Raw genomic sequence first — 15,916 nt, forward strand, 5'->3', positions numbered from 1 at the left:
GTTTAATAATTTTCTAGTGTTCTGTGAAGTTCTTCTCTAAATGTATAGATCTCCTCCAGATTATTGAGCAATACTTTCTCACCCGAATCTTTACCATTGTGAAATGTTTCAATATATTTATTTGCCGTATTGAAGTGGAGTCTACACAATGGTTTTCTGTTGTTGTCATCTAGGAGAATTCCAAAATAGGATAGGGTATCTCTATATGCAATTCGGGTTGCAGGAATTTTTTCGCGCATGATCGCTTTTACAATCTGGAATCCTTCCAGCTCTTCTTCCGTTGTGACAATTTTAGATTCATTATTTTCATCTATTGGCTGAGCAGATTTTACCTCATCATCTTGTTTTTCAATTTGCTCATTAATATTTAATGCTGATTTGAGTCTGAAACTAATAGATTCGTTGATGGATGTTGTTAATGCCTTTTTGGTATATTCTTTAAAAGAAATCATTCTGTTTGCGGTAATAGGCTTTTCAAAGAATCTGCTGACCAGAAGCTTTACCATTTCATCAGATGGGGTTTCGATTTCTTTTTCAAATTCTTTTCTTATTGCCTTAATATATTTTAGGGCTTCGGCAGAATCTAATATACTTTCCAGATTATAATCTTTTTTGGTAAAACTTTCCAATATTTTAATTGAGCTATCTTTTAAGTCCTCGATATTGATAGTGAAAAATGGTTTTTCATCCATAATATTTGGCTTTTCAAGGTCTGTATAAAAGTTATATATGATCCCATTTGTGAGAACACCAAACCTTGTCTTTGATACATGATAATACCTATGAAGTTGAGAGTTATGAGCATCTGCATTTTCTTTCCAGTGTTTGCATTCAATTATGAAAATGGGCTCGTCATTATTTTTGATTACGTAATCTACTTTTTCTCCTTTCTTTGTTCCGATATCACAAACATGTTCAGGAACTACTTCTGTAGGATTAAAGATGTCATAACCCAGAATTTGTATAAAGGGCATTACAAAAGCATTTTTCGTTGCTTCTTCAGTACTGATCTGATCTTTTAATCCTGATACTTTTTGCTGTAATTGCTCAAGTTTGATTTTAAGGTCCATTGTTTTGTTTTATTTATGATCCAAAAATATAACTCTTCAACAGCCAATCCTTACGGTTAACCGTAAAAACAAAAAAACCTTTCAGAAAGTGAAAGGTTTGTATTTTGATAGCTGGGTTAGATAATACCCCAATCTTTGCAAAGTGCGATGAGTTGCTCATTATTAAGTACTCCCAGGGATTCTTTAAGGTTGTTGAGTGATTTTTCAACACTGCTTAGACTGGATGGTCTGATATTATTTTCTTTTAAATAATCGGGTATATTTTTTTGAATCATTCCTTCAGAAAGGAGTTTGACGAGGATTTTATCAAACTTTGTAAAATCGTAGGAATTCTTATTCTTGATAGAGTCTTTTACATTCGAAGAAATGTATTTTTCATTATTGTGAACGGCTTTTATGGCCCGTTTCAATTCTTTGATATCTTCCCGTCCCTTGGAAACAAATCCATTGATATGATGGGTCGTAAAAAGATTTTCGACTATTTCCGGCCTGTTTTCAATAGAAAAAACAATGATTTTAATAGGGGGTGCCTCTTCTTTAATGGCATCCACAAGTTCTTTCCCGTTTTTTAAAGTTTGCTCTCTATGGTCTGTATCAAAGGATAAATCAGTAATTAATAAATCATAAGGGCTTTTCTCCCGTATACTTTTTTTTACCTTCATCCATGCATCATCACAATAATGTACATTATCTACAGTTTCAATTTTCAGTTCTTCAACGGCTTTTTGGACGGAAATATTAAAACTTTCAAAATCTTCGGCTATTAGTACTTTTTTAAACATAATTTTATTTTTTGACTGGAAATGAAAGGTTTATTTTTAATCCCTTTTCTGTTTGCGTTTCAAAATTAATTGTTCCGTTTATAGAATTTATACGGGATTCCGTATTTTTCAAGCCATTTCTGGGAATGTGTTCTTGAATTCCCACTCCGTTATCTGAATATAAAATGATAATAAGGTTATTTTCTCTTTCAAAATCAATCATCACACGATCTGCTTTACTGTGTTTTCTCATATTGGTCATCAATTCCTGCATAATATAGAAGATTTCGCTTTTAGCAGTATCTGAGACTCCACTCCAAATATCCTCTTCATTGCCAATAATAGGAACTTTAATGGTATCCGAAGAATACGATTTCAACATTTTTGATAGTTGCTTTGAAAAATCTTTTTCCAGAACCAGATCTTTGTCATCATAGGAAATATCACGGGAAATATGATAAATACTTTCCAACTTATCCAGCAATTCGTTTTTGTCAATAACAGGAATATTTTCTACTTCGGACATGACATGGTAGACTTTATTGGCCACTTTGTCATGTACTTTTTTAGAATATTTGAGTTCAGTGTTCTTTACCTCGAGTTCTTTTTCCTGTTGAAGACGTTTTTTTCTCCTTCTATACCAGAAATATCCCACTGTTAACAGAACGAGTAGGGTAGTTATTCCGATATTTCTCTGTAAGATTTCAATTTTGTTCTCTGCATCTTTTGCTTTTAATCTTTGGTTTTCTGTTTCTTTCTTTTCACTGTCGTATTTAATGAAAGCAAAACGTTTTCGATAATTATTTCTGCTGGCTTCAATGCTATCTGAAAGAATTTTATATTCTTTAAAGTTTTGTTTGGAATGGGACGGATCATCCACTAGAATTATTCGCTCTATAGCTTGTAGCCTATCATCCGGACTTTTTATTTTAATAGCATTATCATACATTTGCTGTGCATAGTGCAGAGACTTCGTTGGCTCTAGATTTTGATTTATTTCTGCTAAATGAGAGTAGCAAGAATTAGCTCCCCAAAAATCCTCATTTTTTAATTTATCTTTTAATATAAGTTCTATTTTTTCTGTTGCTGGATAGGTTTTGTTGTCCAACCATTTTACATATTCAATAAGGTCTTTAATTCTGTTAACCAAATTCTGATTATTAATTTTTGATAGATTGATAGAATATAATATTTTTAAGGCTTCGTAGTGTTTTCCTGTTTTAAATTCAGCGACTGATTTGTTGCATAAAATATTAATCCTGCTTTCTTCGGTTGGAATTTTTTCAGAGAGTGCTTTATTATACCAATTGATAGCATCATTATATTCTTTTTGATCTAATTTTAGATTGGCCATCGTATCATAAACGGAAAAAAAACTTTCATCATTTTCTTTCATCATTTTTAATGCCTCCACTAATGTTGCTTCTGCACCTAATATATCTCCGCTGCTTTTTTGTGCAATGGCTTGGCAAATTAAGCTTTTCGATATATTAGATGAGTCTTTTTGCTTAGCAAAATAATTTATTGCTTGTTGAAACTTTGAGTACGCTGTAACATCATCTTTAAGCAATAATCCAATGCCTTGATCATAGAGGTTATTTCCCTCAATACTACTTTGATCTTCGACAATTTTTTTCTGACATGAAAAAAGGAATAACAACAAAAAAGGTAAATATTTCATCATGGTACTAAAATATAAAAAAACCACTCATGAAGAGTGGTTTGTCTTTACTTTTTAGGTGGAAGAGTGGGTGCGGTCTCACCTCCAGTATCTTCTCCTAATTCAACAGATGCATGTACTGTTACCGGAGCCGGATTGTTATCTGTTGTTGTATTCGCGTTATTATTTGGGAATGCTAAACCTAATAGCATTAATATAAACTGGATCATTTCCTTACAATTTAAAATTTGAGCATTTCTGTAGTTGCCAGTGAAACCGATCACAGGTAGAGCTACACGAGTAAAAAATTTGAAGCGCTTCTAAATTTTTGGGAAGTGAACCTTCAAAAACGGAGGAGAAACATCTGCTTCCCAACCCGGAGTTTTCCTCCGTTTTATCAGGTGATTATAAAATCAGTTTTGTAAATTTGTTTTTGTAATGTTTTGTTTATCACTGATTTTCTTATGACAAAGATGCGACAAGATGTGACGCATTAGTTAGACAAAGGATAGACATCGATAGACAGAAAATGGACAGGGATTGTATTACGGTAATCCGTAATGTGGTATGAGTGAGAATCATCTATTTTGTAAATACTCAAAAAACGATATATGTCCAAGAAAAAACTACTAATTCATGAGGTGTTCAATAAGGCAAGGGAGGATTCTCAAAGGGATACTAAGAATGGCCTTTCGTCTTATTTATGGCTTTATTTTAAAGAAGATTTAGGCTTTGATATCAACGATAAGAGTTTTGGGAGATATTATGACGCTTTTATTAAAGATCAAGGGGATATTAATATTCAACCTGATAGGCTGAATGTAATGAGTCGTTATCTTGGTTATAAAGACTTTGCCGAATTTTCACGAACTTTTGTCAAGAAGGAAGATGATAGTAATAAAACAACGGTTAAAATAACTGTTGATGAAGATGAGGAGTCTATATCAGAAAAGTTTTCAAAGTTGATTATTAATATTACGAATGAACAACATTTTAAAATGCCCGAATTTATTAAACAAAATGGCTTGGGTATTATGGAAATTACTTTTCTTATATGCCTTGTCACAGGGAATGTTCTTTTTTCCAATAATAAAAAGGTTAATCATAATCAGTATTCTGCTTTAAGCTTTATGTCTGAGGTGAAACCTCATATTGAAAAGAAATATATGTATTGGAATGGCGAGAGATATATTGCTACAGATAGTAGCTACATTAATCCGGGGATTGATATTGTAGCCATGAATGAACATAAATTTCAATATTTTAAAAAGATTATGAGAAAAGATACCTTGACTGATTTAAATGCAGTGGGAAAAACATGGTATTCAAAGTATAATAATGAAGTAGAATTTTTTACAGACGATGGAATAGATCCTGATAATGGAAGAGAATTGAGAAAATCAACCTCTCTTATTATCTTTAAATATGCTGGCAAACAGAAAGACACGATAGAGCTTGAATGATGTTTTCGCTCATTACTTTTTTTTCAAACCTTCAGCCCATAAAAAAAGCGAAGATTTCTCTCCGCTCCGTATTATTCTGCATTCAGCATTCCCATTTCTCCGTAATGCTTTTTGAATTTCTGAATTTTTGGTCCCACGACAGCGCTGCAATAAGGTTGTGTAGGATTTTCATTATAGTATCCCTGATGATATTGTTCTGCAGGCCAGAATTTGTCGAACTTTGTTAATTCTGTCACATAAGTTCCTGGCCATCTTCCTGATTCCTGAGAGACTTTAATCGCTTCTTCGGCCTTTACCTTTTCTGCATCGTCTTTATAATAAATAACGGAACGGTATTGGGTTCCGATATCATTCCCCTGTCTGTTGAGCTGAGTAGGATCGTGAAGAAAGAAAAACACATCCATCAGCTGTTCATAAGAAATAACTGCCGGATCATAAGTGATCTGTACTACTTCTGCATGGCCGGTTTCACCGGTGCATACTTCCTGATAGGTGGGATTATCCTTATGCCCTCCGGAATATCCCGAGATGGCTGATTGTACACCTTTCAACATATTGAAACAGCTTTCTACGCACCAGAAACAACCGCCTCCGAAAGTGATTTGCTCTAAATTATTGTTATCCATTTTTAGTAATTATTCTATTTAATGATCTTTTCTTCCACCTAAAGATGTTTCGGAAAAGCCTATCAAAAATATGAAAAAAGTTTTCATTTCAGCATAATTTTAAAAGCTTAGCTTCAATTGCTCTGATAGATGGGACGAATGATTTCTCAGTAGAAATTCTGCGAATCTGCGGGAAATAAAAAAGCACCCTCAAAGGATGCTTCATATTATTTACAGAGATATTCAGTTATTTTTCCCAAACTAAGGCACTTGCTCCTAAAATAGCAGCATCGGCTTCGTTAAGCTCACTGAATACCAGTTTTACTTTGTTTCTGAATATAGGAAGTAGATTTCTTTCCATATGAAGTTTTGCAGGCTTTAAAATAAAGTCTCCGGCTTTGATCACTCCTCCGAATAAAAGGATTGCTTCCGGTGAAGAGAACATGACAAAATTCGCTAATGCCTCTCCAAGTTTTTGTCCGGTATATCTGAAGACTTCAATGGCGATAGGATCTTCTTTCATAGCGCATTCATAGACCGTTTTAGAATTTATGGCGTCTTCAGGATACTGATTCAGCATAGATTCCGGGAACTCGGCTCTCATTTTTTTTGCCGTAATTGTAATTCCTGTTGCAGAGGCGTACGCTTCAAGACTCCCTTCAGAGCCGGTACTCCAGTGTTTTCTTCCACCGGGCTTTACAATCGTGTGTCCCAGTTCTCCTGCAAAACCGTCATGTCCGTAGATTAAGTTTCCATTGGCAATAATTCCGCTTCCCACGCCTGTTCCCAAGGTAATCATGATAAAATCTTTCATTCCTCTTGCTGCACCGAAAAGCATTTCTCCTAGAGCAGCCGCGTTGGCATCATTGGTTACCGTACAAGGTAAATTGAATTTAGCTTTCATCAGCTCTGCAAAAGGAATAACACCTTTCCAGGGCAGATTAGGAGCCAGCTCTATTGTTCCCTTGTAATAGTTGGCATTGGGAGCACCTACTCCGATTCCGTCGAAGTGTTTTTCAGTACCGTGTTTTTCCATTAAAGGAGACACATGTTCATATAAAGCATCGATGAAATCTTCAATTTTTTCGTATGCATCGGTTTTCAGGTTTCCCTTATCCAGAACTTCTCCGCGATGGTTTACGATTCCGAATTTGGTATTGGTACCACCGATGTCAACTCCCAGGGCAACTTGTTTTGATAAATCTATTAACGACATTTCTATGATTAAATTCTAGGCTCTAAAATTATAAAAAAGATTGTATTAATAGATGCTCAACCCAATATAATTTAATATTTTAAGCAGTTTTTATCACTTTTTTCTTTTTTCTGCCCCACCAAATCATAAATCCTGTTACCGGAAGTGAAGCGCAGATAAGACTCACAATAAAAGCAATGATCTTTGTCGGAAGGCCTAAAATAGCTCCCACGTGAATATCATAATTGGCATTTACTACTTTTTCACCAAAGTTTTTGTCTTTAGGATCGTGAGTGTGGAGAAGCTCACCTGAATTTTCATCAAAAATAAGGCTGCTGCTTTTATGATAAGAGTAAGACAAATGTTTTACATAGACCTCAAAGTTCGGATGTTCGTGATCATCCATATGCTCATGTCCAAGATCTATTGCAAAGCCGTATGAATCCGGATATTTTTCTTTTACCGTATTAATAATTTTGTCTAACGTCCCTTCTGTTCTCAGTTCGATAGGAGCTTTGGTCTTAATGTGAGAGAAATCCGGGTATTTTGTTTCTCCACCCGAAAAAATCACGTAGATCATTGCCTGTACTACAAAGAAAGCATAAAACAGCCCGGTGATAGAGAAGATTAAAGCGAAAACAGAGGCGTAAAAGCCTAATACATTATGAAGATCGTAGTTTTTTCTTTTCCAGCTTTTGATATTTTTCCATTTGAAGGCAAAACGCTGTTTCCTTGCTGCCTTATTTTTAGGCCACCATAAGATAATTCCGCTGATCAGCATAATGATGAAAATAATAACAGGAATTCCTACCACATAAGTTCCCCAGTCCTGCTTCAGAAGGAAGCTCCAGTGGATCATTTTTACGATATTAAAGAATCCGTTTTTCTCATCGTAGACTCTCAGTACTTTTCCTGTATAGGGGTTTACATAAGCTTGTTTATAGACCGGAAACTCCTCAAAGTAGTTCCATCCTTTGGTATTATGCTCATACCAGAAGAACATATACGACATTTTCTTGTCAATAGGAATATTGACCCAGTGAATAGGATATTTTTCTTTGACCTGCTCTGCAACAGCTTTTTCCATCACACGGATAGGAAGGATCTGCTTTTGTTCAATATTTTGCTCGTTGTGGTAAATGACATCTTTGCGGGTAAAGTTTTCTACCTCATCTTTAAAGACATACAGCGCACCGGTAATGGAAATGATAAAGATTAAAAAACCGATTCCCAACCCAAACCATAAATGTAGTTTGGCAGACCATTTCTTAAAAAATCCCGGCTTATTTTTATGATGATGCTTTTTCCTCATGTCAGTCGTAAAGTACTGCAAAGATAAACTTTACTTTTTATTTAGATTAATTAAAATTTATATTCAATCATAAAGGTTCCTCTCATACCCAATGAATTGACGAATTCATTGTCTCTGGCAGTCCACCATGCAATAGCAGGCTGGTATTTTTTATTGAATACATTCTCAACTCCCAGAGACAATCTCCAGTTGGTAGTTACTTCGTAACTTGATTTGAAATTGAAGACGGTATATTCAGGGACATATCCTTCACCATAGGCATATAGCCCTGTTTTGGAGTTTGGATCAAACCTGTTTTGAGTGAATGAATGAAGCATATCTACTCCTACAGATAAAGCCGGAATGGGCTTTGCCTGAACATAAGCCAGCACTTTTGGCGCAGAAATCCTGCTGTTATTAATCTTCGTGGAATAGTCTCCGTCATCTTTTACAGATGTAATTCCTTCCATCCAGCTGTAGCTTCCTCCGAACTGGACCCATTTTACAGGACTAAAGTGTAGGAAACCTTCCACACCGTATACTATTTCCGGAGATCTCTGGATCATCAGGGCTCTGTCCGGGCTTTGTACAAATGAAGCTCCTAATTTTGATGTACTTACATAAGAAGTCAACTCATAAGTAAGCCAGCTGGAAAGCTGTCCTGTTGCTCCCAATTCGTAATTATTGACAATGATAGGTTTGGTTTCAAGGTTTTTTATCGTTTCCGAAGTTGAGGTTCTTAAAATTCTTCCGAGTTCATTGATAGAATAGGCCTGTGAGAAGCTTGCAAAAAGATTGATAGAAGGCTCAATATTGTAACGCAATCCGATGTTTCCTACCAAAGCATTGTAGTTAAGTTTTCCTCCTGCTACAGGAATACTTTTGGTAAAAGTTCCATCAGTTTTAAGGACAGAAAGGGTGTTGAAGTCATCTACATTAACTTTAATGTTTTCATAACGAACTCCTGCTTTAATCGTTAGTTTTTTGAACAGATCAATTTTAGCTAACAGGAACGGAGCAATATTCGTCATGCTCATATTAGGGGTCCAGAATCTTCCGTCTTCCAGTTTTTGTACGGTTTCATCATTCAGAATATCGGCACCGTAGATAATCTCTCCCTGAGAGTTGGCAGAATTCCATAGCTGGGTGTCAAAATTGAATCTCGCGCCGGCTTTTTTAGAGATCACATTCGATTGGCCACCATTGAAAAACGTGTCGCTGTATCCGTAAACGGTTTTAAAATCCTGATAATAAAGATTAATATTCAATGACGTTCCTGCAAACAGGTTTTTATTGTCATAGCTCAGTCTGATATTATGGTTTTTCGGGGTTCCCTGTGGTGTTGTTTCCAGTCCTTTTCCCAACCCTTCACCAATTGTAGGCTTGCTTCCGTATTTTCCGGTACTTAGACCTAAATTAAGATCAGATCTTGAAGAATAGCCGATATAGGAAGCTTCAATTCTCTGGTTATCATTAATGGTATATCCCAATTTCAAAAGGCCGTTGTAATTGTCCATTTTAGCAGTGCTGTAAGTAGGACTCAGATAAACACCGTCGGCATCTTTCATATACCCTGTTCGTTCATAGGCCAATGAAAGGGTATAGTCAAATTTGTTGACTTTTCCGGAGAGAAGCTGGCTGGCTCTTATTCCGAGAGTACCTCCGTAAGGCTGTCCTGTAAAGCCGATCTGTGATATTCCGGAAATCTTCCTGTCTGTTTTATTTCTTTTTGTAATGTAATTGATAATTCCACCATCTGCTCCGTTTCCGTAGATAGAAGAAGCTCCTTTAATCACTTCAACTCTTTCAATTGCAGAAGGGTCAATGGATCTTAAATCTCTGGCTCCGTTTCTTAGTGGCGTAGACTGCGGAATCCCGTCAATCAAGACCAGTACCTGGCGACCTCTTAAGGTCTGTCCGGTATTTGAAGTTTGCCCGGAATTCGTTCCTAAACTGGGAACGGTATACTGCAGGATGCTTGTAATATCTGAATTGACCGTCAGCTGAGACTGAATCTGCTTTTCTCCAACCACGGTGATGGAGCTGGGAACTTCTTTAATGTTCTCTTTTTTTCTGGATGCAGTCATCACCACCTCATCCACATTGTTTGTCTGTAAAGAATCCTTGACTTGCGCAAAAGCCATTGTTGTTCCTAAACAGGCAGCTGATAAAATCGCTTTTTTCATTATATTTTCTTTCCTTGTTTTTTTCTTTTCCCCCACCAGACCAGAAATCCGGTAACGGGGAGTGAGGTGCAGATGAGGCCTGCGATAAACCAAATGATTTTTCCAAACAGTCCGAAATAAGATCCGGTATGGATGTCGTAATTGGCATTTGAGTACTTCTCTGCAGTATTGAGTTTGTGATGAGGTTTATTGTTGAGTAGTTTTCCCGAATATTTATCGAAGGTAAGCAGGTTTCTTTCACTAAACCTTCCATCCTTTCCATACACGGTAACGGGAAGGTTTTTGAGCTCCTTTCCTTTTTTATTTTTGCCGTTTAAAGTTATTCTGAAACTCGATGACCCAGAATATAATTTTTGTGCCTGAAGTGCAGCCATATCAAAAACAGCATCATTTTTTACGATCAATGAGTCAGGAGATTTGATTTCCTTATCTTTTGGAAGTTCCCAGGAACCTGAAAGTGCGAGGTTAAAAGTGTTCTTTACATAGGGATAAGCGAAGTAAATTCCAGTAACACACATGATTAACGCAATAAAAGAGGCATAAAATCCTAAGATATTGTGAAGGTCATAGTTTTTACGCTTCCAGTTTTTTACATTTTCCCAGTTGAACCAGAATCTTCCTTTGCGGGCGTTTTTGTTTTTAGGCCACCATAAAATGATTCCTGTAATCAGCATGATGATAAACAATACGGTAGGAATTCCTGTGATGTACGGTCCCCACTCAGAATTGAATAAAAGTCCCCAGTGGATATATTTAAGGATATTAAATACATCATATTTTTCATTGTAAACGGCAAGAATTTCTCCGGTATACTGATTGACATACACCTGCTTGTTGATGAGAACCTGCTGGAAGTAATTCCATCCTTTTTTGCTTTTTTCATAGTAAAGGAAACGGTAAGATTTATTTTTATCCAGAGAGATCTCAACTGAGCTTATCGGATATTGTTCATTAAGTTCCAGACTTACTTTCTCACGAAGAAGATTGATCGATAAAGGTTTTGAGTTGACCTCATTTTGCTTTACATAGATTACTTCCCTCCGAAGACTATTTTGTACTTCATCCTTAAAAATGTACAAAGTCCCTGAAAGAGAGATAATGAAAATAATGATACCAACCGATAAACCAAACCACAAATGCAGTTTGGCAGACCATTTCTTTGTCGCAGAAACTTTCTTTTTATGGTGATGCTTTTTTCTCATAGCAAAAAGTTAACCCCAATTGGGGGTTAACCTTTATATAGTATTAAAATTTGTATGCTAATGAAATTCTAAAGTTTCGTGGTGCTTCTGCCTGATAATAGTATCCTCCTCTTTGAGTGTTGTTAGCGTCAGCCATTGTAAAGTTAATACTGCTTCCACTATACAGATATCTGTTGAAAACATTGAAAACATTTAAGCCTACTCTGAATTGAGGATTTTCCCATGATAGTCCGGCATCAAACTTCAGATAATCATTCATTTGTAAAGGAGCATTTGTGCTTCCCCAGTTCCATGTACTTCTTCCTCCTAGAAAAGTACCTCCAAAACTTAATCCAAAACCTTCAAGATCTCCCTGAGTAAATGTATAGTTTAACCAACCATTAATTGTGTGTTTTGCATATCCTGGAACAAGATCTCCTTTCGTTGCTTTGGCTGTTGTTTCTGTGAACTTATTCTCGGTAAATGCATAGTTAAGAATGGCATTAAACCCCTTTGTAATTTCTCCTTTCAAATCAAACTCCAATCCCTGAACACGTGTTTTACCCAAAAGAATAGAAAAAACACCTGTAATATCTGTAGGGTCACCAGAAATAGCATTGTTCTTATTGATATTATAAAGGGATAATGTTGTATTCCATTTTCCATTAAACCAATCTCTTTTGAATCCAATCTCCATGCTATTTCCTGTAATTGGTTTTGCTGTAGTTCCATCTCTGAATAGTCCTGACTGTGGGGTAAATGCTTGATCATATAATGCATAAGCAGAAGTGTTGGTATCAATTGAATAGCTTAAACCGATACGAGGAGTAATTCTGTTGGCTTCTGTTTTCGTTCCGTAGCTGTTTTCTTTTACATTAGTATAACGTGCAGCTACAGTTAATCTAAGTGCATCATCGAGAAAGCCTAATTCATCCTGTAAATATAATCCGGTATATTCCTGCTCAATAGTACCATAAGGAGTTGCTCTTTCTAACAATGATTTTCCTTGATTGTCAAATTTAGGATAACCTGCACTTGGTGGAGTATAAGTTCCTGCATTCAGGTCAAAAGGTTTTTCTTCGGTATCCAGAGGACCGCTTTTAGACCAATCAGCCAGATATTTTTTAGAACCGAGATCAAGACCTGTCAATATTTTATGTGAAACCGGGCCTGTTTTCAGGTATCCATTCAGGAATACTTGTCCAAATTTCATTACGTTACTTGCTTCCCAGAAATTAAGAGTTCTTATGAACTTTGTATCAGAAATAAATTTACCTGGCCAGATATCACTTCCCATCGTGTATTCATTTACGTATGAAAGTTGGGTTGTCAATTTCCAGTTATCATTAAATTTATGTTGTAAATTTAAATTAACTGTATGATTTGTAATTCTTGTAGGATCAATTCCGGGATCAGACACGGTATATTCAACAGGTTTTTTACCATAACCTTCGAAACTATAAACATAAGCAGATCCTACTTCAGACATTTTAGCTTTTTGATAGATGTATTCAGCTATTACAGTGGTTTTGTCAGTAAGATTTACTTTTAATGATGGGTTGATTATATACCGGTCGTTAAACTCATAATCCCTGAAGCTTTTTTTGTTCTGAGCCATCATATTTAATCTGAAAGCAACCTTGTCTGTAATTTTGGTATCAATATCGGTTTCTCCTCTATACATATTGAAACTTCCAAGAGTTACTCTTGCTGTTCCGTTTAGTGCCTTTCCGGTAGGTTTTTTTGTAACAATATTATAGATTCCGCTAGGTTCTCCATTTGACATTAAAAATCCGGATGGTCCTTTGATAAATTCGATATGATCTACGTAACTCATATCTTCGCTTAAGGGTCCCCAGTTAGAGGTTACATTAACTCCATTCATAAAAGCGGCTGCTCTGGATCCTCTCATATTTACTCTCGTATACATGTCACCCCAGTGTTCAAGCCTTTGTGCTCCTGCTACGTTTCTAAGAACGCCGTCACTTAAAGTAGTAACCTGCTGGTCTTCCAGAGCCTTATTGGTAATGATCGAAATGTTCTGAGGTATTTTGATCAGTGCCTCATCCAGTCGAAGAGATGATGAACCCTCTTTTTCAACATATTTTTTATAATATCTTCCGTTGACAACAACTTCTTCAATATTATTAGATTTAATGGTGTCTTTTTCCTGTGCGAGCGTTAACATCGAAGTTAATACTGCTGCTCCAATCGTCAGTTTTTTCATTGTTTTATAAGGGTGAGAAGTAATTTATTTTATTGTAACAGTTTAGAATTTATAAGTGAAAGTTCCTACGGCGTTAATTAACCTTTGTGGATTGGCTGTGGTATATCCGATCCAGTAATGTTGATTGGTAAAGTTGTCTACTTTTACCCCAATTCTGAATTTTTTAGCATCATAATAAGCACTGGCATTAAGGACAACGTAAGAAGGCAAAGTAAATACTTCGTTTGTTTGGTCTGCTGTATTGAAGTTATTGACAATCTTATTTTCACTGGCATAATTTCCTCCAATTCCGAATCCTAAACCTTTCAGTTTGCCGTCTAAAAACTGATAGCTGGCATACAGATTTGCAAGGTAGGGTGAACCTGCAGTGTTCGGTCTTCTATTGAGCACAGACTCATCAGATTGAGTGTATTTTGAATCATTGTAGCTGAATCCGGCAATTGCTGTGAAGCCTTTTAGTAAGTAAGCATTGATTTCCAACTCGACACCACGGCTTATAATAGTTCCGTCCTGTACCTGCGCTCGTGGATCTGCAGCGCCAATCGCATTTCTTAAAACATCTTTTACTTTGATATTGTAATAGCTGAATGTAGAAGATACTTTACCATTAAATAGGTTGGTTTTGATTCCTCCTTCCATTTGGTTGGCCTGTTCCGGAACAGGCGTTACAGTGGCTCCTGAAGCGTTCAGATAATAATTAAGGTTCTTAAAACTGTTTTGATAATTTCCAAAAACTGAAACTTTATCCTTTATAAGCTCATAAACAATACCTAGTTTTGGAGAAAAAAATGTCTGGTCAAGTTTTTTATTTTCCCCTGAACTCTCCGGTTTATTGGTGAAATTATCCACTCTTAAGGCCATGAGTACATTAAGATTGTCGGTAATATTGAGCACGTTTGAAAGGTATACAGCGTAGTTTTCCTGAATTCCTTTTATTAAATAGGGAGATTCCTTTCCGGCTAAAGCATTGTATTGAGACTGAAGACTTGTCCCATTAAAATTTGTATAATCAAAACCAGGCTGATGTAAAGGAACAGGGATTGAGTTTCCTTTTTCATCCTTATCAAAGCCATTCACATCGTAGAAGTTCTGATTGTTATTTACCCTCAAATAATCGAAACCTAAAACAACTCTGTTTCTTAAATTTCCGATTTTGAAATCGCCATTAAAGTTTTGTTGAAAATTGAGAGATCTTTTTCTACTATCTCTCGTAGATTGGTCACTTCTATACATATTGTCTGCACTATCGCCCATAAAATATAAATAAGGCATAAATCCGTTAGAATAACTGGACGATGTACTGAAATTCGTATTTGAAGTTATTGAATTTGAAATTTTATAATTTACCTGTCCAAAGAAGTTAATACTTCTTCCTGTATTGGTAAGGTCTTTTCCCAGATATGAATTTCTATAATCGAGGTTAAGATCTTTGATGCTATTTACTTTTTGGAGGTATTTACCTGAGTAGAAGAAAAAGGTCTGGTCAGTCATATTCTTCATCTGAAATAATTCCATATCCAGATTAATATTTAATCTGTCATTAGGTTTATAACTTAAGCTTGGAGCAATGGCAAGATTTCTTCTGAATCCTTCTGATTGGAAAGTACCTTCATTCGTATAAGCTGAGTTTAAACGGAATAAGAGCTTTTTGTCCTGGGTAAGGGGAGTGTTGATATCCACTGTGGCTCTGTATGTATTATAGCTGCCACCGGCAAGGCTGATATTTCCTCCAAATTTTTCGTAAGGTTTTTTAGTAACTCTATTGATTACTCCTCCGTAACTTGACAATAAACTTCCGAATAATGTTCCTGACGGACCTTTCAGCACCTCTACTTTTTCAAGGTTTATGGCATCAATAGTTCCAGTTACAGCGCCCAGTACTCCGTTTCGCAAAGAATTTGCTGATACAAAACCTCTTAAACTTACATAGGCTCCTCCATCACCTGCTCTTCCATTTGAAGTCCACATCGGTTGTAATCCCGGGATGTTTTTTAGAGCATCATCTACGGTATAAAGTCCCTGATTTTCTAAAATGACTTTATCAATACTTGAATATACTTGCGGATTTTCAATAGCCTTTAGTGGCATCTTGTTTGAATATTCACTATCTTTTTTGATATAGGTATTAATCAGTACTACTTCATCAATGCTTTTGGTGTTGGCTGAATCATTTTTCTGGGCAAAAGTTACCATAGAACCTAACATTGAGGCACAGATCAGTACATTTTTCATGAAAGTCAAATTTTATGCAAATATATTATTTTTAAATATTCTAAA

12 protein-coding genes are annotated in these 15,916 nt (G+C 35.9%); 1 reads left to right on the plus strand and 11 read right to left on the minus strand.

Going from position 1 to position 15,916, the window contains the following annotated elements; genetic code table 11:
- Nucleotides 1–2: 2 nt before the first annotated feature.
- The 4 genes from M030_RS0107230 to M030_RS0107245 form a co-directional block, all read right to left on the minus strand.
- Nucleotides 3–1,070 (minus strand): type I restriction endonuclease, encoded by a 1,068-nt coding sequence (locus M030_RS0107230; protein ID WP_027372889.1) that lies wholly within the window; start codon nucleotides 1,068–1,070, stop codon nucleotides 3–5.
- A gap of 116 nt (nucleotides 1,071–1,186) precedes the next feature.
- Entirely contained in the window at nucleotides 1,187–1,852 is a 666-nt protein-coding gene (locus tag M030_RS0107235) for a response regulator (RefSeq protein ID WP_027372890.1), read from the minus strand.
- Between the two features lie 4 nt (nucleotides 1,853–1,856).
- A complete protein-coding gene (locus M030_RS0107240; protein WP_027372891.1) occupies nucleotides 1,857–3,515 on the minus strand; it encodes a hypothetical protein in 1,659 nt (552 codons plus the stop codon).
- Nucleotides 3,516–3,559: 44 nt separating this feature from the next.
- Entirely contained in the window at nucleotides 3,560–3,721 is a 162-nt protein-coding gene (locus tag M030_RS0107245; protein WP_155857893.1) for a hypothetical protein, read from the minus strand.
- Between the two features lie 381 nt (nucleotides 3,722–4,102).
- Between M030_RS0107245 and M030_RS0107255 the strand changes: the two genes are divergently transcribed.
- Entirely contained in the window at nucleotides 4,103–4,954 is an 852-nt protein-coding gene (locus M030_RS0107255; RefSeq protein WP_027372893.1) for a hypothetical protein, read from the plus strand.
- Nucleotides 4,955–5,025: 71 nt separating this feature from the next.
- On the opposite strand, the gene msrA is transcribed toward M030_RS0107255, so the two are convergent.
- The 7 genes from msrA to M030_RS0107290 form a co-directional block, all read right to left on the minus strand.
- The gene (gene msrA / locus M030_RS0107260; RefSeq protein WP_027372894.1) at nucleotides 5,026–5,580 is read right to left on the minus strand and encodes a peptide-methionine (S)-S-oxide reductase MsrA; all 555 of its coding nucleotides are present in this window, start codon (nucleotides 5,578–5,580) and stop codon (nucleotides 5,026–5,028) included.
- Between the two features lie 226 nt (nucleotides 5,581–5,806).
- On the minus strand, nucleotides 5,807–6,775 hold the full coding sequence (locus M030_RS0107265; protein ID WP_027372895.1) for an ROK family protein: 969 nt from the start codon (nucleotides 6,773–6,775) through the stop codon (nucleotides 5,807–5,809).
- Nucleotides 6,776–6,854: 79 nt separating this feature from the next.
- On the minus strand, nucleotides 6,855–8,066 hold the full coding sequence (locus tag M030_RS0107270) for a PepSY-associated TM helix domain-containing protein (protein ID WP_027372896.1): 1,212 nt from the start codon (nucleotides 8,064–8,066) through the stop codon (nucleotides 6,855–6,857).
- Between the two features lie 50 nt (nucleotides 8,067–8,116).
- The gene (locus M030_RS0107275; protein ID WP_027372897.1) at nucleotides 8,117–10,231 is read right to left on the minus strand and encodes a TonB-dependent receptor; all 2,115 of its coding nucleotides are present in this window, start codon (nucleotides 10,229–10,231) and stop codon (nucleotides 8,117–8,119) included.
- A complete protein-coding gene (locus M030_RS0107280; RefSeq protein ID WP_027372898.1) occupies nucleotides 10,231–11,433 on the minus strand; it encodes a PepSY-associated TM helix domain-containing protein in 1,203 nt (400 codons plus the stop codon). Before M030_RS0107280 ends, M030_RS0107275 begins: the two co-directional genes overlap by 1 nt.
- A gap of 43 nt (nucleotides 11,434–11,476) precedes the next feature.
- Nucleotides 11,477–13,639: a TonB-dependent siderophore receptor gene (locus tag M030_RS23845; protein WP_051584932.1), complete on the minus strand. Its 2,163-nt coding sequence runs from the start codon at nucleotides 13,637–13,639 to the stop codon at nucleotides 11,477–11,479.
- A 42-nt stretch (nucleotides 13,640–13,681) separates the two neighbouring features.
- Nucleotides 13,682–15,871 carry a TonB-dependent siderophore receptor gene (locus M030_RS0107290; RefSeq protein WP_027372899.1) on the minus strand — a complete coding sequence of 730 codons (2,190 nt, stop codon included), beginning with the start codon at nucleotides 15,869–15,871 and terminating at the stop codon, nucleotides 13,682–13,684.
- Nucleotides 15,872–15,916: the final 45 nt, after the last annotated feature.

Source organism: Chryseobacterium sp. UNC8MFCol (assembly GCF_000482305.1).
GTDB lineage: Bacteria > Bacteroidota > Bacteroidia > Flavobacteriales > Weeksellaceae > Chryseobacterium > Chryseobacterium indologenes.